Below are 19,788 nucleotides of genomic sequence, written 5' to 3' on the forward strand. Positions count from 1 at the left end.
GAAAATATAATATAGTTATGGCACAGAAAGTATTTTAACATAAGGAGGCTATTTATGAGGATTAAAGGGAATTATGTGCTGAAAAGGGAAGTTTTATTTTGCTCAAGTTCAATTACAATAGGGGAAGCGCTAGAGCATTTAAATAAAACTGGCTATCGTTGTGTACCAGTTTTAGATGAAAAAAAAGGAAAATTTTTAGGGAATATATATAAAGTAGATATTTTAGAATATAAAGGATCACTAGAAGAAAGTGTATTACAATTATTGAACGATAAAGATGGATATGTGAGAGAAGATTCTTCTTTCTTTAAAGTCTTTTTTACAATTAAAAAACTACCTTATTTATCAGTCATTGACGAAAAAGGAGTGTTCCTAGGAATTTTAACCCATAAGAAAGTTTTTGAGTTATTAGAGGATGCATGGGGCGTTCATTCTAGTAAATACTCTGTTATGATTGGAACGCAAGATTATAATGGAGCGATCCAAAAGTTATCGACAGTGTTAAAAAAATATACTGGCATCCAAAGTTTAATGACTTTTGATAATGATGCATTATTAGTTCGTAGAATTATGTTTACATTAGGAGAAGAGTTTAACGATGGTGAATTAGAACCGTTATTGAAAGATTTAGAAGATCACGGATTTAGGGTTGTGTATGTAGAAGAGATGAATAATCCACGTGAAGTTGAAACGATAGAGTAACTTACAAAAGCCATCTAATTATGTTGGATGGCTTTTGCTATGATTTCTATATAGAGTTATTTTAAAATAATAAATTTAAAATAGTGTAGTGACTGAATCAAATTTGTGTGAAAGAGTGAAAAAGTAGACAATTTTGATTTTCAAAAAAATCAATTTGAAAATATGTTTTTATTTTTCAACTAAATATGTTACTATATTTGTGATAAAAACAAAGAGGTCTGACAACTAAACTCCACGCAATAATACTCTAATGACTTAAATATTCAAAAAAATCAAAAATCAACAATTGTATTAATAATTAGAGTAATAATAAGGGGAATGGAGAAATTATGGAGAAAGACACTGCTTTGTAAGGGGCATCTATTATCATCTTGAGCAGAGAGGAGGATGCATAGCATATTGTAAAAATAGAGATAAACAATGAAAAAGTGCTATGCAAATGAAAAGTATGAAGGGACGTTTAAGGCCAGGTGATACGGTAGCAATTGGTTTAATGTTGTTTGCATTATTTTTAGGAGCAGGAAATTTAATTTTCCCGCCAGTTTTAGGGCAACAAGCAGGAGAGAATGTTTGGATTGCTACAATAGGATTCCTTGTAACGGGAGTCGGATTACCCCTATTAGCTGTAACAGCTGTCGCGTTTGTAGAGGGGGACTTGAAAGCGCTATCTTCTAGAGTTCACCCTATATTCGCGTTTATTTTCCCATTGGTTAGTTATTTAGCAATTGGACCATTCTTCGCGATTCCGCGAACTGGAGCCGTTTCGTTTGAAATGGGTATGAAGCCGTTTTTATCAGAGGCAATGGTTTCAGAGTGGTACATGCTGTTTCTTTACACTGTAGTTTTCTTTGGAATTACGTGGTATTTATCATTAAATCCATCTAAATTAGTGGATTGGTTTGGAAAGTTTCTTACACCATTATTAGTATTCATTGTTGCTGTTATTGTTGGAAAGGCGATAATTGATCCGATTGGAGAACCAGCTGCGCCGCTAGCTGCATACAATGAAAATGCCTTCTTTGGTGGATTTATTCAAGGGTATTTAACGATGGATGCAATTAGTGCTCTCGTATTTGGAATTGTCGTTGTGCAAGTTATCCGTTCGAAAGGGATAAAAGAGAGTAGTCAAATTGCGAAAATAACTGTCGTATCAGGTATTATTGCTGTACTCGGTTTAACGTTAATCTATTTATCACTAGCTTATCTTGGTTCAACAAGTACATCACTTGGTGTCTCAGAAAACGGTGGGCTTATTTTAACGAATGTTGTAAATGAGTTATATGGAACGAGCGGTAAGATTTTATTAGCACTTGTAATTACACTTGCATGTTTAACAACTTCTGTTGGATTAACATCTGCGTGTGCAGGGTTCTTTTCAAACTTATTCCCGAAATTTTCACATAAAACGATTGTAACGTTAGTATGTGGATTTAGTTTAATTGTATCGAATCTAGGATTAACACAATTAATCACAGTAACTTTACCAGTGTTAATGATCATTTATCCAGTTGCAATTGTATTAATCGTTCTTTCGTATTTCCATAAGTGGATAGGAAAGCGTAATACAATTTATATTGGGGCAATACTAGGTGCCTTGTCCGTTAGCATATTTAATGGTTTAGAAAGTGCAAATATCAAAATGGATGCAATTTCAAATGTATTACAAATGTTACCTTTATATAAAGAAGGCATAGGGTGGTTAATCCCAGCGTGTATTGGCGGGGTGCTCGGTTTCTTCTTCTATAAATCGAATGAATCAAGTGAAATGCAAAAGAAAGGTGCTTAGGCGCCTTTCTTTTTTTGAAGGGGATTTTTGTATTTTGTCTAAGTAATAATTGGGAGGGATGTTACAATGGCTAATTTTGAAGATTTTTTAAATTTAGATTTACGAATTGGAACTGTGATACATGCAGAGGAATTTAACGAAGCAAGAGTCCCAGCAATTAAACTAGAGATTGACTTTGGAGGACTTGGAATAAAGCAGTCAAGTGCTCAAATTACGAAGAGATACAATCCGGAAGATTTAGTTGGTCAACAAATCGTTGCAATTGTAAATTTTCCGCCGAAGCGTGTAGCGGGATTTAAATCAGAAGTGCTTGTATTGGGCGGAGTTCCTGAAGCAGGTGATGTTGTATTACTTCAGCCTAGTATGGAATTACCAAATGGAACAAAAATTAGTTAGTGTAAAGGCGGGAAAATATGGATATCGGACAAGAATATTTACAATGTGCCATTTCGAATTTTAAAGCAACAAAGAAGCAAGGGGAACGGGTACTTTCTCAATTAACCTATGAACAAATTCATTGGTCTTCACATGTAGAATCAAATAGCATTGCGATTATTATTAAACATTTACATGGTAATATGCGTTCGAGATGGACGGATTTTTTAATATCTGATGGTGAAAAAACAGATCGTAATCGAGATGCTGAATTTGAGGGCGGCTATCATTCAAAAGAAGAAGCCCTTGCAGCGTGGCAAGAAGGATGGGAATATGTTTTTAAAACGATGAATGTTATAACGCCGGAACACCTATTAAAGACGGTATATATTCGTGGTGAAGCACATACTGTCATGCAAGCAATTGAAAGGCAAGTTTCTCATTATGCTTTACATATTGGACAAATGATTTACATCGGTAAAATGTTAAAAGAAAATGAGTGGGAGTGTTTAAGTATTCCTAAAGGCGAGTCTACAAGTTATGTAGAGAAAAAACGTTCAACATAATAATATGAAAGAAACCGATATGAGATAGGGAGTAAAACAATAAGCCAAATGATAGATGGCGTTGTAATCATAAGAATGCTCCCAACAATAAGTCCGTATATGATAAGAAAGAAATTAAAAAGTGTATTTATAGGGATAAAATATGAAGCATACAGTTGTTGCTGTTTAAAACAACTGTTGTGAAATAAATAAAATTGGAAGTACCGTGTAGTAGTAATAATATCTTTCTTTCGCACAATTCTTTTTTTGCATGTATGACAGATAAACGGTGGTCGCATTTCATTACGCTCCATTTTTAATATTTGTAATAATGTAAGACAAGAGTAGGTATAAAGTGTATATACCTATATACGCTCCTGATATAAGAAAAAATGGATTTAGTAAAATTGCATGAATACTTGTCATGAAAACAAGGTTTTGTATTAGAACGTCATATATATTAATAGAAAGAATTGTACCGAGTACATACAGTGCCAAGTACGCACAAATATGTAGTGCAATACGGATTGTAGGGTGTTTAGCAAGTAAATAAAAAATATACGATAGAACGATTGGTAATATTCCGATTAAGAGCTTCAATTCATTTCACCTCATTAACAATATAGCCGAAATTTATACGGTCTATTCTCTAGAGCTTGTACATAACTTGAAATAGAGAGGGTGATAGTATGAATCGAGGCTTTTTTTATGTGAAATTCACAAGTGTACGTAAACTAGTTTTATTTATTATTGCGACAGTACTAGCGACTTTTTTTCTTATTAGTATGATGGTAACCTCTATGAAAGAGACAAAGTCAACGTATTTATATAATTGGTTAAATGAGTTATCGATGAATGGTTACATGTATGTTCTTGGGAAAGAGAATCATTATTTTACACAGGAGTATCGAAATTTGAATCAAGATTTTTCAATTTCTTCGTTTCTTTTTTCTATGGCTACGAATATTCGTTTTAACGATGTACGCAGTTTTGTTGGGAAAGAGCTACCAGGGTTTGGTAAGTATGATACAGAAATTGTTATTGCCGGTGAAGGGACAAATTATTCTAACTTACCGATAGAGTCGAGCGTTCCCCTTGAAGAAGTAGTAAAAGAACGGACTGGGGAAGGTGGACAAGCTCCAAAGCCTGATGCGAACAAAGAGAAAAAACAACCGTCTCAAACGACAGGGAAACGACAAGTTGCATTTATATATCATTCGCATAGCTGGGAATCTTATTTGCCGTTATTAAATTTAGCAAATGATCCAAATCCAAATAAAGCGACAAGTTCCGTAACCAATATTTCAATAGTTGGCGATCGATTTCGTGAACAGTTAGAAAGCGAAGGGATCGGATCTATAAACGACAAGACTGATGTCGGTCAAAAGTTGATTAGTAAAGGGTTAAATAGTAATAGTTCTTACAAATTGTCACGGGAAATTGTGCAAGAAGCAATGACCGGCAATAAAGAATTGCAATACTTCTTCGATTTACACCGTGATAGTGCTCGGAAAAATGTAACAACAAAAACAATTGGAGATAAATCATACGCTAAACTCGCATTCGTGATTGGAAAAGGTAATAAAAATTATGAAAAGAACTTGCAATTAGCAACAGCTCTTCATGAAGAAATTAATAAGAAATATCCAGGAGTGAGTCGTGGTGTTATTCAAAAAGGATTCCAAACAGGAAATGGTGTCTATAATCAAGATTTATCAGGGCAAGCGATATTAATAGAAGTTGGCGGAGTAGACAATACAGAGGAAGAATTAAATCGATCAATTGATGCACTTGCTAAAGCATTTGGAGAGTATTTTTGGCAGGCGGAAAAAGTGAATGGATAAAGTAAAACTTAAATTAGTGGGAAAGTCTGAAAAACGTGAGTGTAATACTTGCGTTTTTTTGTATGGATGAGACGTCACAGAATAGACATAATTTGTCGTCGTTATAGTAATATCGAAATTTGTCAAATTATACTGGGAGATTTGCAGAGGGATTTTCAGGAAAGTAGAGAAAATCTTTTTACAAGGAAAACTTTTTATTATGAGATTGGTAGGGTGATTGAAGTGATTAGGGAAATCAAGGTAGAAGATGCAGCATCATTTTTGCAATTGAGTAAGCAATTAGATGAAGAAACGAAATTTATGCTATACGAACCAGGAGAAAGAACAGCTACAACTGAGCAACAAGAACAAATGATACATCGATTTGTAGAAAATGAATATGCAACAATATTTGTAGCCATTGAAGACGAGAGAATAGTAGGGTTTATTTTAGTGGATGGAAATAATATTCAAAGAAAGAGACATGTTGCAGCCATTGTAATTGGTATATTGCAAGAGTATAGCGGGCGAGGTATTGGGACTAGATTGTTTAAAGAGGTCGAGAAGTGGGCAAGATTACATGATGTATGGCGTTTAGAATTAACGGTAATGGCCCACAATACAAGAGCTCAGGCACTATATAAAAAAGCTGGATTTGAGAAAGAAGGTGTCAAAAGAGCTGCTCTTATTATCGATGGAAAGGACATCGATGAGTATGAAATGGCCAAATTATTAAAATAAGAGGTCGTTATATGAAAAAAAGATGGGTACTACTTGGTATCGTAGCGGCGATACTCATTGTTGGAGTAGCAGGAATCAATTATAAAATGTATAAGGATAAGCAGGCGCGTGAGGTAAATGTAAATAACATATTTCCGAAAGCGAAAGAAACGATTGCGAATATGGATGGTGATATTGCGGTAATTAGTAATCCGAATTCAATGCTTGTGCTTGTAAATAAAAGTAGGCGTTTACCAGATGGGTATAGACCGCCAGATTTAGTTATTCCGAAAGTACGCTACTCAAGTGAAGGTGATCAAGAAAAGAAAAAAATGAGGGAAGAGGCAGCCAGTGCGCTTGAGGAAATGTTTCAGCAAGCGGATAAGGAGCATATTTTCCTTTTTGCAGTCTCTGGATTTAGATCTTTTGATCGACAAAAAGCGTTAAATACGATGTATAAAAAACAAGATGGGGAAGCAAAAACAGCAATGTCGAGTGCAGTTCCTGGAACGAGTGAACATCAAACAGGACTAGCTATGGATATTACATCTCAATCGGCTAAGTTTCAGTTAGAGACAATTTTTGGTGAAACGAAAGAAGGGCAGTGGCTTTCCGAAAATGCCCATAAATTTGGTTTTGTCATTCGATATACAAAAGAGAAAGAATCGCTTACTGGCTATCGATATGAACCATGGCATGTAAGGTATGTGGGGAACCCACAAGCTACATATTTATATGAAAATCAACTGACACTTGAAGAAGTAACGCAGTGAACAATTGAGGGGAGAGAAGGATTATGACGGTGTTATATAAGAAAAAAGTACACGCATATGTGACAAGAGAAAAAGAAGGAGTTATGCAACTGCTTATTTTTAAACATCGTGATATACCTGAAGCTGGTATACAAGTACCAGGGGGAACAGTTGATGAAGGAGAAACGTTAGAAGCAGCACTTTTACGTGAAGTACAAGAAGAATCTGGATTACGTCATTTATGCATAGAAAGGTTTCTAGCTGATTACATCATACATGTGAAAGAAAAAAAGGAATATCAAAAACGCCATTTCTTCCACGTAACATTACTAACAGATGTAAAAGATGGTTGGGAACATATTGTAAGTGCCGGTGAGGAAGATGAAGGTTTAGTATTTTGCTACGAATGGATTGATATTGCCAAATGCCCTGAATTAGCTGGGAAACAAGGTGAGTTTGTACATTTGTTAGATGAAGTATACGCACAGTAATAAAATAGTCTGAAACGTAGATTTATTCGTTTCGGACTATTTTTATTTTTCAGGAAATAAAAGGTTTGTACATTAGTGAGTTGAATTCTATTAAAGGGATTGAAGTTGTATATGCGAGGAGCGGAGAAAATGAAAAAGTAATGGGGACATGTTATCAATAAAAGGTTTTATAAAAGGAGAATGAAAATGGAGATGCAGTTCAATGCACTATTACGAAAAGAATTAACAATTCATGATATACAAGCAACGATGGAAGATGGAAAGTTAACTTCAAAAGAACTAGTCATGTATTATCTTCATAGAATCGCAAAGTATGATCAAGACGGACCGAAAATCAATTCAATTTTAGAAATTAATCCAGACGCTATCTTTATTGCGGAAGCGCTAGATCATGAAAGAAAGACAAAAGGTATAAGAGGTTCAATGCATGGTATACCTGTTTTACTTAAAGACAATATTGAAACGAGTGACTCCATGCATACAAGTGCAGGCACGATCGCTCTAGAACAACATATAAGTAGTGAAGATGCATTTCTCGTTACGAAACTGCGAGAAGCAGGAGCAGTGATAATTGGGAAAACAAATATGACAGAATTAGCGAATGCAATGTCATTTGAAATGTGGGCTGGATATAGTGCAAGAGGTGGACAAACAATAAACCCTTACGGTACAGGTGAGGATGATATGTTTGTTGGCGGCTCTAGTACAGGATCTGCCATAGCAGTTGCTGCTAACTTTACAGTAGTATCGGTTGGAACAGAAACGGATGGTTCTATTTTGAGTCCAGCTGTTCAAAACTCTGTAGTCGGTATTAAACCGACTGTCGGTTTAATTAGTCGTAGAGGCATTATTCCGTTTACGTACTCGCAAGATACAGCCGGTCCATTTGCTAGAACAGTAACGGATGCTGCTATTTTACTAGGAGGGTTAACTGGGGTAGATGAGAAAGATGTAGCTACTCATAAAAGTGAAGGTATAGCAGAACATGATTATACAAAGTATCTGGATGTTAACGGTTTAAATGGAACAAAGATTGGTGTATATAACAACGCCCCAAAAGATTATTATGAATCTGGTGAGTATGATGAGAAATTGTTTAAGGAAACAATTGAAGTATTACGTAGTAAGGGTGCGACGGTAGTAGAGGATATTAATATTCCGTCTTTTCATAGAGAATGGAGCTGGGGTGTATCGCTCTATGAATTAAAGCATAGTTTAGATAACTATCTTTCGAAATTACCTTCAACTATACCAGTGCATTCTATTTCGGAGTTAATGGAGTTTAATGAAAATATAGCAGAAAGAGCTCTGAAATATGGACAGACTAAGTTAGAGAGAAGAAAAGATTTTTCTAATACGTTAAGAAATCCAGAATATTTAAATGCGAGATTAGAAGATATATATTTTTCACAAGACCAAGGTATTGACTTTGTACTGAAAAAATATAATCTCGATGCGATACTATTCCCTTCCTATATCGGCTCCACTATATGTGCGAAAGCGGGTTATCCGTCTATAGCAATACCAGCGGGATATATGGATAACGGGAGACCGTTTGGAATTACGCTTGCAAGCACTGCTTTTTCTGAGGGGACCTTGATTAAACTAGCATATGCTTTTGAACAAGCGACAGAACATAGAAAAATTCCGGGTTTGTCATAAATAGAATATACAAAAAGGACAGGAGTTCCTGTCCTTTTTACTTTATTGATTACATTGAAATATCTTTCTGATCTGTCTTATCATATTTTAATAAGCTAAAAGATAAACAAGCAGAACATAAAATAAGAAAAGAAGCGATGATATAAATAGTACGAACACCGAAAATATCGGTAATAATTCCAACGCTAAGCATAGAAAGGCCAGAAGCTGTCGAGAGAAGAGCACCGTGAGCTGTATACATTTTTGATAATAGAGAAGGAGCGACACTAGATTGTAAAACAGTCGTTTGAGAAATATCTCTAATTTGGTAACATGGTCCCATTAGAATACATAGGAATAGCGCAATAAACCCGCTGCTTGTCATACCATATAAAAATGTAAGAATACTAAACATAAGAGAACCTATCGCCATGGAGCGTATTAAATTATTTTGAATGTATGTACTCATTTTCCATGCTAATATCCCGCCAATTAACGTGCCGACATAATAACTTGTATTAATATACCCCCACCATTCTGCCCCTTTATGAAGAATCGTCGTTACATATGCCATCGTAATAGCACCAATCCATATTGTTCCTGCGAAAGTTTCAATTAAGTCCATTAGTGTAACTGTGCGCAAAGAGGGGTGTTGAAATAGTAGTTTCCAGCCTTCTAATAAAGCAGTACTATTTGAAGGGGAAGGCTCTGTTACTCGTTCAGTATGTATGGGACGTAATGAAAAATACAATGCAATACATCCGAAAATCATCAAAATATTATTAATCATGAGTGTAGAAGTCACGCCAATGAGAAGAACTACAATACTTGTAAATGAATAAGCGGCTGCTTGTGTAATTTGTGTTGAAAAGGAAAAGATACTATTTACTTTTACCAATTTTCCTTGTGGCGTCAGACGTGGAAGGATGCCGTATAATAATGGAGCACTCCAACCACTACATAATGAAATGAAAAAAATGAAAGTTAATAGGGCTAAAACATTTGTGGAAAGGACGGGAAATAAAACGGTTAATAACAGTAAAAGAGCTGTTTTCATCCATTGCAAAATATATAGCAACGAAAAAGAAGGAAAACGATTCATGATAAGTGGTGCAGATATGTTAGCAATTAGATTAGTGATAACTTGTAATAATGGGAAAAGAGCAGTAATAGTAGCTGATTTAGTTGATATATAAATATGAGTTGTAATAATCATTACGTATACGATGTCAGCGAGAGTAATGCATATTTTCGATCCTAGATAGTAAGCCAGTGAACGATTTTGCAATCAGAATCATCCCTTCTTAAAAAATAATACAACAGTTAAAATTATTATAATTTAGAGATTTGATTTTTGAAAGAATTTATTTTTTTGTCATTTTTTGAAAGGTATTTTCATGTATAATGAAGAATATATTAATATAGCATTTTATTGATACTTATTGTAACAGCGAATATGTACAATAGCTTGTAGCAAACGCCCATGTATGAGAAAGGGCGGATAAACCATTCGTTTCTTCATATACATATAAAAAATGAGCAAGAAAGTGAGGGTTGCATATGGCTGGTTGGGTAATTTGGTTTATAATAGCTGGTATTTTATTTATAGCAGAAATGTTATCGATTACGTTTTACATGTTGTGGCTTGGAATTGGAGCTGTTGTCGGAGGTCTTATTGCTTTGTTTGCTCCTGATGCGCTATTTTTACAAGTTGTTGCTGGTGCGATTGTAAGTTTAACATTGACGTTCTTTACGAAAAGAATTTCAAAAAACTTTCGAGAAGCAAAAGGTTTTACTGATACAGTAGATATGCTTGTCGGTAGAAAGGGAATCGTTATGCAAGCGATTACAAGTGAAGTGAATGGTATTGTGAAAGTGGATGGAGATACTTGGACAGCTATTGCAGATGCTCCAATTGAGGCTGGAGAAAAAGTTGTTGTTATAAAGAGGCATAGTACTATATTACAAGTGAAAAAGGAGAGTGAATAAATATGGTAGCATTAACGTTAACGATTATATTCGCACTAATTGTAGTTACATTTATCGCATTAACAATTAAAATTATTCCTCAGCAAAAAGTTGGGGTTGTTGAAAGATTTGGTAAGTTTCAACGTATTATGCACCCAGGATTAAATATTTTAATCCCAGTTGTAGATCGCGTTCGTGTATATCATGACTTACGTATTCAACAAACGAATGTACCACCACAAAAGGTAATTACGAAAGATAATGTACAAGTAGAAATTGATACAATTATTTTCTATCAAATTGTTGAACCAGAACTTGCAACATATGGTATTTCTAACTATGAATATGGTGTTCGTAATATTACTTCTGCAACGATGCGTCAAATTATTGGTAAAATGGAACTTGATGAAACGTTATCTGGTCGTGAAAAAATTTCAACAGAAATTCGTTTAGCGCTTGATGAAGCAACAGAAAAATGGGGCGTACGCATTGAGCGTGTTGAAGTTGTCGATATCAATCCGCCAAAAGACGTGCAAGCATCAATGGAAAAACAAATGAAAGCAGAACGTAATAAACGTGCGATTATTTTAGAAGCTGAGGCAGCGAAACAAGATAAAGTCCTTCGTGCTGAAGGGGAAAAGCAAAGTAAAATTTTAATGGCTGAAGGGGATAAAGAAGCACGTATTCGAGAAGCTGAAGGTTTAAAAGAAGCAAAAGAGTTAGAAGCGCAAGGGGAAGCAAGAGCGATTGAGGAAATTGCAAAAGCAGAACAGAACCGAATTGAATTACTTCGAGAAGCAAATTTAGATGAACGTATACTTGCATACAAATCATTTGAATCATTAGCTGAAGTTGCAAAAGGGCCAGCTAATAAAGTATTTATTCCGTCTAATGCAATTGAAACACTTGGTACTCTTGGGGCGATTGGAGAAATCTTTAAAGAAAAACAAGCGAAGAATTTCCCTTTGAATAATACAGACAAAGAACAATAAGAGTGTGGAAGAGAAATGGGATGCCATTTCTCTTTTTATTTTTGAGTAGGATAACAAATAGAAATCTCTTTAAGTTAGCAGATTCTTGTTCCAGGTATTTCTTAATGAATAGAGATGCAATTAGGAGCGAATTGTTTCTATCGCACTTTAATTAAGTTGCACGGTTTTAATGAAAAACAAAATTATATATTTTTTTGTAATGTATTTCATATGATTTTTAAGAGGGGAAAACAGGGGGGATTTTATGTTAGTAATATTAGCAACAATTGTAGCGTGTATTTGGTATTTTTTTGACCTTCCAAGTGCTACAACTGTAGTATTGGTTTGTGGTTTAATTATTGTGCTTTCTACAATTGTAAATAGAAATGTAAAAAGTGTGTTGTTCTTTTTAGGTACTGTTATCTTATTCTTTGTTGCTCTATCTAATTCGATTTTTTATGCTGCTTTTGCTTTCTTTGTTGTATTAATAGCAGCAGGAATATTGTTTGATTCAGCGAGCTCTGAAGAATTAGATGGTGAAAGAAATAATGGTAGAGGTTTTAACAATGGCCGACGAATTAGGGAACCTAAAACAAGAGTTGCTAATGCAAGACATGAGGGGTTTTATGGATATGATGATGAAGTGCAATACGACCGAAATAATTCTAGATTTTCTCATGCAAGTTCAAAAAAACAGAGCGGGATGTCAGAAGAGGAATATCGAAAGAAACAAGCAGAGGATGATGCATACTTTTATAGAAGGCATAGCGGTTATAGACATAAGGTCGATGAAGCTGATGATATTCTAGGACGTAGTCAACGAGACAGAGACTATGAAGATGATAAGTATGAAGTTCGCTGTAACGGTTGTAATGAGCCTGAAAGCCATTGTAAATGCTGCGGAACTTGTGACCAGTATCCATGTCGTTGTTGTCGTCGATGTGATAGTTATCCGTGCGAATGCTGTAATGAATGTGGAGAGGCGAATTGTCGCTGTTGCCGTCGATGTGACAGTTATCCATGTGAATGTTGTAATGAATGTGGAGAGGCGAATTGTCGCTGTTGCCGTCGATGTGACAGTTATCCATGTGAATGCTGTAATGAATGTGGAGAGGCAAATTGCCGCTGTTGTCGAAGGTGTGAGTCATATCCATGTGAATGTTGTAATAGCTGCGGTCAACCGGATCGATATTGTAGATGCGATAGATAAGGCAAAACACCATCTTGTGATGGTGTTTTATTTATATAGATACATAATATAGCAATAAATTTCTTAGTTTTGTCATGCGTTATTTATGTCAGTGACGATGCAGACGAAAGTGCTATAAAAACTTGTCATTTCTCTTTTAGTGCGTATATTACGAAAGGCTTGTACATATTCATGTATAAAGAAGGTGATATAGTGAAAAAGTATGCAACTCGTATACATGGAAAAAAACTAATTTCGTTACTTTTTTTATATGCACTAGCAGTAATTATTATAGCGTCGATTTTAACGTCTCTTTTACATACAATGAAATCAAATTATGCGAATCAATGGTTTGGAAAAGTATCTATGCAAGGTTTTGTTCAAATGATAGAAAGTGAGAATCGCTATTATGGATTTGATTATTTTAAGCAGAATAAACGGGAGTCAGTTGGGAATTTAATGTTCTCTATTGCGACAGATTTGAAAATTAAAGATTTAAGAACATTTGTCGGTAAAGAAGTACCTGGTATGTCAAAATATTATTCTAACATTATCGTAGCTGGGGAAGGGACAAACTTTACGAATATCCCCAATGAATCTAGTGTACCAATAGAAGAAGTAACGAAAGATCGAGAAGTAGCAAAAGACAAAGTTACAGAAGCGGAAAAGAATAATCCGGTACAGAAAAAGAACGGAGCGAAAAAAGGGGAAAGTGCAGTATATATTTACCATACACATAGCTGGGAATCCTTTTATCCGTTATTACCAGGGGCTACCGATCCATCGAGTCCAGATGTAAACGTGTCCTTACTAGGGAAACGGATGAAGGAACAACTGGAAGGACAAGGTATTCCAGTAACTCATGATACAACGAATATGGGGAATTTATTAGCGAGTAAAAAATGGAAATGGCCGCAATCATATAAAGCATCTCATGAATATGTAAAAGAGGCATTAGCACAAAATAATAAAATTGCGTTTCCGATTGATATACACCGTGACGATCAGCGCAAGAAAGTAACTACAAAAGTAATTAACGGGAAATCGTATGCAAGATTATATTTTATCATTGGAATGGAAAATGAAGGACGTGCTGAAAATGAAAAAATTGCAAGAGCAATCAATAGTTATTTAGATGAAAAATATTACGGATTAAGTAGAGGGATTTTTCCGAAGTATAAAAAAGATGGAAATGGCGTTTATAACCAGGATTTATCTAAAAAGGCAATGTTAATTGAGGTTGGTGGTGTGGATAATACGTTAGATGAATTATATAACACGATTGATGTGTTAACGGAAGCGTTTAGTAAGTATTATTGGAATGATGCGGAGAAGGTAAATGGATGAGGAACGGGAGACCGTTTCTTTTTTTGTTATAGAAAGTTAAAATTATGATATAATGTAATTTTGTGAATATTGAATCAGGGAGTGGGAACAAATGCAAATACTACTAATACGCCACGGAGAATCAGAAGCTGACATTTTACATGTGCATGAAGGACGAGCTGACTTTGAGTTAACAGACAAGGGAAGGCAGCAAGTGAAAAGACTTGTACAGAAAGTGAAAAAGGATTTTCCGCCAGATTTCATTTGGGCTAGTACATTAAAGCGTGCTCGCGAAACTGCTGAAACATTAGCTGCGGCAATCGAATGTCCAATTCAATTAGAAGAGGAATTAATGGAGTTTAATAATGGAGTACAAGCTGGGTTGTCTTTTGAAGAAGCAAAGAAATATCCTGAACCAAAGTTTCTACATGACCGTTTTGAAAATGGAGAATCATTTATCGAATTTCGAATGAGAATAGAAGGAATCTTTTCTAAAATCGTGACAGAGAATACATATGATCGGATAGCAATCGTTGCACACGGTGGCGTAATAAATAGTCTATTACGTGCATTTTTCCAAATGCCAATTTCAATGGACTATTATTTTAAAATGGGAGATACGGGGATAAGTTTAATTGAAATTGAGGATGAACAAAAAACGGTACATTTCATTAATGATACGAATCATTTAGACGGGATGTAGAGACTTATGTACAAAGTTGTATTTTTCGATGTTGACGGTACGCTTTTAAGTGAGATTGATAGAAGTATGCACGAAAGTACAAAAGAAGCGATAAGAAGGTTAATAGATAAAGGGATTCATGTAGTTGTTACAACAGGGAGACCATATAGCTTATGCTCACAATTTAAAGAGCTGGGCATAAATACGTTTATTTCTGCAAATGGTGCACATATAAAGTGTGAGGATGAAGTAATACATAAATCGGTACTTTCAAGTGAAATTGTTCATGATATTTCAAATTTCGCTGAATTACATGGTCATAGTGTTTCTTACTTTACAGAAGAATTTGCAATGAACGGAATAGCCTCGGATAATGAACGTGTAATTCAAGCGCTTAACGAGACGTTAAATTTAGCAAAGTATCCTGAAAAAAGCAGGGATTTGTCAGAAGAGGTCTATTGTTTATGTCTGTATGGGGATGAAATTGAAGCTCAAAAATTTCTTGAAAGATATCCAATGCTTACGTTTGAACGTTTTCATGGTTACGTTATGAATGTATTGGAAGATAATAAAGTATCAAAACTAACTGCTATTCAAAAGGTATTGGATCATTTAAACATTTGTAAATCAGAAGCAATTGCTTTTGGTGACGGTGGAAATGATATCGAGATGTTGCAGTATGTAGGATTAGGGATCGCGATGAAGAATGGCAATGAAGAGTTAAAGAAAAAAGCGGATTACGTTACGAAGAAATCAAGTGAAGGTGGCATTTTATTTGCCTTAGAGAAGTTTCATGTCGTCTAACATACCTTTATTGAAATAAAGGTATGTTAAGATCTTTCACGTGCTCGCATAATAAAATATGAATCTGTCCACGATGATGATAAAAGTGTGCAACAATTTCAAGCAACCATTCGAATCGAGAATAAGAAATACCCCAATAAGCAGTCTTAACTTCCGCTAATTCTTCATCCGAATAGGATAAAAAAGTTTTAGAAAGTAACTCATATCCTTGGAGCATTGTTTGCTGTATATGAGCAATTGTTTTAGGGGTATGTTCTATATAAAAGGTATGTAACTCTTTTTCTGTAATACCATTTAAAATGAGTAAATCTGCATGGCAAATAAGTGCGAGATGTGTGCACATTTCAAATAATGACCGCTTTGATTCAATCGGCTTTATTTTCAAATCACTTTCAGTATATTGATTCAGCATTTGAATAGAAGTATCAACAGCAACCTTAAGTTGATGTAATGTAGATTGAACAAACATTGTAATTCTCCTCATCTCCGTATATAATAGTTTCTTAAGGGTATTATATCATACTAAAAATTCCGAAAATTCTAGTAGTTTGACTAGCATATTGAAAAGTATTATATTGTAAAAGGTCATGTGAAACGTGAAATAGAATGGAATGCAATTATTGAGTTAGGAGTTAGACCAATGAGTTTGAACTATGGAAGAGATACAATTGTTGAAGTTGACTTAAATGCAGTAAAACATAATGTAAAAGAATTTAAAAAACGTGTGAATGATGAAAATATTGCAATGATGGCTGCTGTAAAAGCGAATGGGTATGGCCACGGGGCGATTGAAGTTGCGAAAGCTGCTATTGAAGCAGGAATAAACCAGCTTGCAGTTGCATTTGTAGATGAAGCGATAGAGTTAAGAGAAGCTGGAATTAACGTGCCGATTTTAATTTTAGGCTATACATCAGTAGCAGCTACGGAAGAGGCAATTCAATATGACGTTATGATGACTGTCTATAGAATAGAAGATTTACAAGGTATAAATGAAATCGCAAACCGTCTTCAAAAGAAAGCACGCATTCAAGTGAAAATTGATACAGGAATGAGTCGTATCGGTTTACAAGAAGAAGAGGTTAAACCATTTTTAGAAGAATTAAACCGTATGGAGTATGTAGAGGTAGTAGGTATGTTTACACATTACTCTACGGCAGATGAAATTGATAAATCATATACGAATATGCAAACAAGTTTATTTGAAAAAGCTGTTAATATAGCAAAAGAATTAGGAATTCATATCCCATATATTCATAGTTCAAATAGTGCAGGATCAATGGAACTTAGCAATACATTTCAAAATATGGTTCGTGTAGGTATTGGAATTTATGGAATGTATCCTTCAAAAGAGGTGGATCATTCAGTAGTTTCTTTACAGCCTGCGTTGTCGTTAAAATCAAAAGTAGCTCATATTAAACATGCAAAGAAGGATCGCGGTGTAAGTTATGGGAATACGTATGTAACAACTGGTGAAGAATGGATTGCAACTGTACCGATTGGTTATGCTGATGGCTATAATCGCCAGTTGTCTAATAAAGGACAGGCATTAATCAATGGAGTTCGAGTACCTGTTATTGGCCGTGTTTGTATGGACCAGCTTATGCTTGATGTTACGAAAGCAATGCCAGTACAAGTAGGAGACGAAGTTGTATTTTACGGTAAACAAGGTGAAGAAGAGGTTGCAGTAGAAGAAATAGCAGATATGTTAGGTACAATTAACTATGAAGTTACGTGTATGTTAGATAGAAGAATTCCACGTGTTTATAAAGAAAATGAAGAAACGACTGCGGTTGTAAATATATTAAGAAAAAACTGAATCATATCGATTCAGTTTTTTTATTTGTCGTAAATGAAAAGTGGGCTATGTAACAAGTTATAGTAATTATGCTTCATTATAATTTCAAAGCCACAATGTGTATAAAGCTTCAAAGCATTATTATTTTTTGTTTCAACATCTAGTATAATCGTTGCAACACCTTCAGAAATGAGGCGATGAACTATATTAGTGAGGATATCTTTCCCGTAACCGAGTCCTTGATGAAAAGGGTGCACAGCGAATCCTGATAATGTAGTAAAATGCTCTTGGTGAGTAACTGTAATTGTTCCTATTACGTTGTCATTGATAAGAGCACTGTATACTTGATGAGAAGAGGAATGCAACATTTTTTGTAACCATATAGCTGTATTTTCTACAGAGTCGCCGAAAGCTTTACTAGAGACATCGATAAGATCAGGAAGTGATGCTGTAGGTGCAAGGGTAAGTTGTATAGTATTCTCCAGTTTGTTTTGTGTTTTTTTTGATTTGAACTTCATACTATACTCGCTATATAGATAAGGTAATTTTAAGTAATCTGCAAATGATTTTCCTGAAGTGGAGTCGCCATTAATAATAAGAAGGGCTTCATCTACCTCTCTGTTCTGTATTTCTTTCATTGCGGTTTGTAAAAGAGTAGTGCCTATTTGTTGTTTTCTATAGTTCGGATGAACGAATCCTATTAGCTCTAGTTTTGTCGGTCTTTCAAAGTCATACATACTTAGTGCACCGATTAATTGAGTATCATCATAAAATAAAAAATCATTTATTTCTTCTTTATTACGAGTAGTTAAAAAGTTTTCATGTAAATCTGACGAATAATCAATTTGGTCGTGTTGCCCACAAATATAAGCTAAATCTTTCATTTGTTGCATTTCGTTTGTTGTTATAGATTTCTTTTTTTTAATACTCATTTCATAATCCCTCGCAATCGTTATTAAAAATAGGATAGATGACATAACTACTTTTCTAATTTTACATTACCTTGAACGGATAATAACCGATACAAATATCGATAAGGCTGTTCTACATTCTGCAAGATAAGGAATGGGCATAATAGTCTCATAGCTTTGTTTAAAAGCATGAGTTCATTTTTCTGTAAATTCTATAAATTGATTATATAACACAATGTAATTAAGAAGTGAAAAATAGGATAGTTAATATTTCTGTATATATTGTATTAGAGTTTGAGATTCTACATAATAATTACCAAAAAGGTGAAAAATCTGTGTATATAAAGCAATTTCTTTGTATTTGCGAAAAAAATTAGTTATGATAATACTAAGAAAATATATAAGTTTTGGGGGTAATGAATGAGAAAAGTATTTGAATACGTATTATTAACAATTGGCTCCATTATTGTAGCGGGTTCATTAGAACTTATTTTAGCACCTAATGGATTAGTAGATGGCGGAGTAACAGCTATTGCGATTATGGCGAATAAAGTTGCTGGATTGCCGCTTTATGGTGTGTTCTTAGGAATTAATATTCCAATTTTATTATTTACTGCAAAGGTAATGGGAAAGAAGTTCTTTATTCGTACATCTTATGCAAATGTTGTTACAACACTTGGATTGATTTATTTAAAACCATTTCCAGCAATTACGACTTCGGAATTATTAATTGTACTTTATGGAGGAGTTCTATTTGGAGTTGGAGTTGGGATCGTTGTAAAAATGGGCGGAGCAATTGACGGATCAGAAATGTTAGCAGTTTGGATGAACAAGCATTTTAAAGTACCGATTAGTACATTTTTACTTGCTGTAAATGCGGTTATTTTCATATTTGTAGCGATTTTATTTTCAATCGAACAAGCAATGTTTTCATTAGCAATTTTCTATATTGTTACGAAGATGATTGATTTCATATTAGATGGTATTAATCAAGGTAAGAGCGTCATGATTATTTCTGGTAAGAATAAAGAAATAGACGATCTATTAATGAAAGAATTACAATTATCGGTTACGTATCTACATGGAGAAGGTGGTTTTTTAGGAGAGCACAAGAGAATCATTTATTGTATTACAAACCGTTTCATTTATCCAAAAATGAAAGATCTCGTTCTCTCTGTAGATCCAACCGCTATAATTGAAGCTTCCTATTCAACAGAAACAACGGGTGTTAAGCGTCCGGGAAGAGCTTCACGGTCAGGTGAATAACTAGAAGAAGGTTGTCCAAAAAGTTATTTTGGAACAGCCTT

At 34.6% G+C, this 19,788-nt stretch carries 22 protein-coding genes and 1 pseudogene; 17 read left to right on the forward strand and 6 right to left on the reverse strand.

The window, feature by feature from the left end; all coding sequences use genetic code 11:
• Positions 1-54: 54 nt before the first annotated feature.
• The 4 genes from cbpA to COE49_RS10280 all read left to right on the forward strand — a co-directional run bounded on the left by cbpA (position 55) and on the right by COE49_RS10280 (position 3,429).
• Positions 55-702 (forward strand): cyclic di-AMP binding protein CbpA, encoded by a 648-nt coding sequence (gene cbpA, locus COE49_RS10265; RefSeq protein WP_088230497.1) that lies wholly within the window; start codon positions 55-57, stop codon positions 700-702.
• Positions 703-1,150: 448 nt separating this feature from the next.
• Entirely contained in the window at positions 1,151-2,488 is a 1,338-nt protein-coding gene (gene brnQ4, locus COE49_RS10270) for a branched-chain amino acid transport system II carrier protein BrnQ4 (protein ID WP_098252310.1), read from the forward strand.
• Positions 2,489-2,554: 66 nt separating this feature from the next.
• The gene (csaA, locus tag COE49_RS10275) at positions 2,555-2,884 is read left to right on the forward strand and encodes a chaperone CsaA (protein ID WP_088230495.1); all 330 of its coding nucleotides are present in this window, start codon (positions 2,555-2,557) and stop codon (positions 2,882-2,884) included.
• Between the two features lie 17 nt (positions 2,885-2,901).
• Complete coding sequence (locus tag COE49_RS10280) at positions 2,902-3,429, forward strand: DUF1572 domain-containing protein (protein ID WP_088230494.1); 528 nt, start codon at positions 2,902-2,904, stop codon at positions 3,427-3,429.
• On the opposite strand, the gene COE49_RS28010 is transcribed toward COE49_RS10280, so the two are convergent.
• Both COE49_RS28010 and COE49_RS10290 read right to left on the reverse strand, forming a co-directional pair.
• Entirely contained in the window at positions 3,402-3,707 is a 306-nt protein-coding gene (locus tag COE49_RS28010; RefSeq protein WP_140417339.1) for a permease, read from the reverse strand. The two genes, COE49_RS10280 and COE49_RS28010, sit on opposite strands and share 28 nt — an antisense overlap.
• Before the next feature lie 4 nt (positions 3,708-3,711).
• The gene (locus tag COE49_RS10290) at positions 3,712-4,008 is read right to left on the reverse strand and encodes a hypothetical protein (protein ID WP_088230492.1); all 297 of its coding nucleotides are present in this window, start codon (positions 4,006-4,008) and stop codon (positions 3,712-3,714) included.
• 89 nt (positions 4,009-4,097) lie between these two features.
• Between COE49_RS10290 and spoIIP (COE49_RS10295) the strand changes: the two genes are divergently transcribed.
• The 5 genes from spoIIP (COE49_RS10295) (at position 4,098) to COE49_RS10315 (ending at position 8,856) form a co-directional block, all read left to right on the forward strand.
• On the forward strand, positions 4,098-5,252 hold the full coding sequence (gene spoIIP, locus COE49_RS10295; protein WP_088230491.1) for a stage II sporulation protein SpoIIP: 1,155 nt from the start codon (positions 4,098-4,100) through the stop codon (positions 5,250-5,252).
• Between the two features lie 222 nt (positions 5,253-5,474).
• A complete protein-coding gene (locus COE49_RS10300; RefSeq protein ID WP_140417338.1) occupies positions 5,475-5,972 on the forward strand; it encodes a GNAT family N-acetyltransferase in 498 nt (165 codons plus the stop codon).
• 11 nt (positions 5,973-5,983) lie between these two features.
• A complete protein-coding gene (locus COE49_RS10305; RefSeq protein WP_088230489.1) occupies positions 5,984-6,724 on the forward strand; it encodes a M15 family metallopeptidase in 741 nt (246 codons plus the stop codon).
• A 23-nt stretch (positions 6,725-6,747) separates the two neighbouring features.
• A complete protein-coding gene (locus tag COE49_RS10310) occupies positions 6,748-7,194 on the forward strand; it encodes an NUDIX hydrolase (RefSeq protein WP_088230488.1) in 447 nt (148 codons plus the stop codon).
• 186 nt (positions 7,195-7,380) lie between these two features.
• Entirely contained in the window at positions 7,381-8,856 is a 1,476-nt protein-coding gene (locus COE49_RS10315; protein WP_088230487.1) for an amidase family protein, read from the forward strand.
• A 49-nt stretch (positions 8,857-8,905) separates the two neighbouring features.
• Here the strand turns inward: COE49_RS10315 and COE49_RS10320 are convergent, their stop codons facing one another.
• A complete protein-coding gene (locus COE49_RS10320) occupies positions 8,906-10,123 on the reverse strand; it encodes an MFS transporter (RefSeq protein ID WP_098252260.1) in 1,218 nt (405 codons plus the stop codon).
• 272 nt (positions 10,124-10,395) lie between these two features.
• Here COE49_RS10320 and COE49_RS10325 point away from each other — a divergent pair, with 272 nt between their 5' ends.
• The 6 genes from COE49_RS10325 (at position 10,396) to COE49_RS10350 (ending at position 15,775) form a co-directional block, all read left to right on the forward strand.
• Positions 10,396-10,824 (forward strand): NfeD family protein, encoded by a 429-nt coding sequence (locus tag COE49_RS10325; protein ID WP_098252261.1) that lies wholly within the window; start codon positions 10,396-10,398, stop codon positions 10,822-10,824.
• A 2-nt stretch (positions 10,825-10,826) separates the two neighbouring features.
• Positions 10,827-11,795: an SPFH domain-containing protein gene (locus COE49_RS10330; RefSeq protein WP_098252262.1), complete on the forward strand. Its 969-nt coding sequence runs from the start codon at positions 10,827-10,829 to the stop codon at positions 11,793-11,795.
• Positions 11,796-12,622: 827 nt separating this feature from the next.
• Complete coding sequence (locus COE49_RS27625) at positions 12,623-13,036, forward strand: hypothetical protein (RefSeq protein WP_176551489.1); 414 nt, start codon at positions 12,623-12,625, stop codon at positions 13,034-13,036.
• Positions 13,037-13,155: 119 nt separating this feature from the next.
• Complete coding sequence (spoIIP, locus tag COE49_RS10340) at positions 13,156-14,310, forward strand: stage II sporulation protein P (RefSeq protein WP_098945899.1); 1,155 nt, start codon at positions 13,156-13,158, stop codon at positions 14,308-14,310.
• A 91-nt stretch (positions 14,311-14,401) separates the two neighbouring features.
• Positions 14,402-14,992, forward strand: a complete 591-nt coding sequence (locus COE49_RS10345; protein ID WP_088230482.1) for a histidine phosphatase family protein — start codon at positions 14,402-14,404, stop codon at positions 14,990-14,992.
• 6 nt (positions 14,993-14,998) lie between these two features.
• Complete coding sequence (locus COE49_RS10350; protein ID WP_088230481.1) at positions 14,999-15,775, forward strand: Cof-type HAD-IIB family hydrolase; 777 nt, start codon at positions 14,999-15,001, stop codon at positions 15,773-15,775.
• Positions 15,776-15,782: 7 nt separating this feature from the next.
• Here COE49_RS10350 and COE49_RS10355 read toward each other — a convergent pair whose 3' ends face one another.
• The gene (locus COE49_RS10355) at positions 15,783-16,244 is read right to left on the reverse strand and encodes a DinB family protein (protein WP_088230480.1); all 462 of its coding nucleotides are present in this window, start codon (positions 16,242-16,244) and stop codon (positions 15,783-15,785) included.
• A 171-nt stretch (positions 16,245-16,415) separates the two neighbouring features.
• Here COE49_RS10355 and alr point away from each other — a divergent pair, with 171 nt between their 5' ends.
• Positions 16,416-17,591: an alanine racemase gene (gene alr, locus COE49_RS10360; RefSeq protein WP_088230479.1), complete on the forward strand. Its 1,176-nt coding sequence runs from the start codon at positions 16,416-16,418 to the stop codon at positions 17,589-17,591.
• A gap of 20 nt (positions 17,592-17,611) precedes the next feature.
• On the opposite strand, the gene COE49_RS10365 is transcribed toward alr, so the two are convergent.
• Complete coding sequence (locus tag COE49_RS10365) at positions 17,612-18,502, reverse strand: GNAT family N-acetyltransferase (protein WP_098945900.1); 891 nt, start codon at positions 18,500-18,502, stop codon at positions 17,612-17,614.
• A gap of 47 nt (positions 18,503-18,549) precedes the next feature.
• Positions 18,550-18,673: pseudogene (locus COE49_RS10370) on the reverse strand (nitrate reductase); the annotation flags it as partial.
• 228 nt (positions 18,674-18,901) lie between these two features.
• Here COE49_RS10370 and COE49_RS10375 point away from each other — a divergent pair.
• Positions 18,902-19,747 carry a YitT family protein gene (locus COE49_RS10375; protein ID WP_098945901.1) on the forward strand — a complete coding sequence of 282 codons (846 nt, stop codon included), beginning with the start codon at positions 18,902-18,904 and terminating at the stop codon, positions 19,745-19,747.
• Positions 19,748-19,788 lie beyond the last annotated feature (41 nt).

Origin of the sequence: Bacillus sp. AFS029637, from assembly GCF_002584985.1 — a bacterium.
Classification (GTDB): Bacteria; Bacillota; Bacilli; order Bacillales; family Bacillaceae_G; genus Bacillus_A.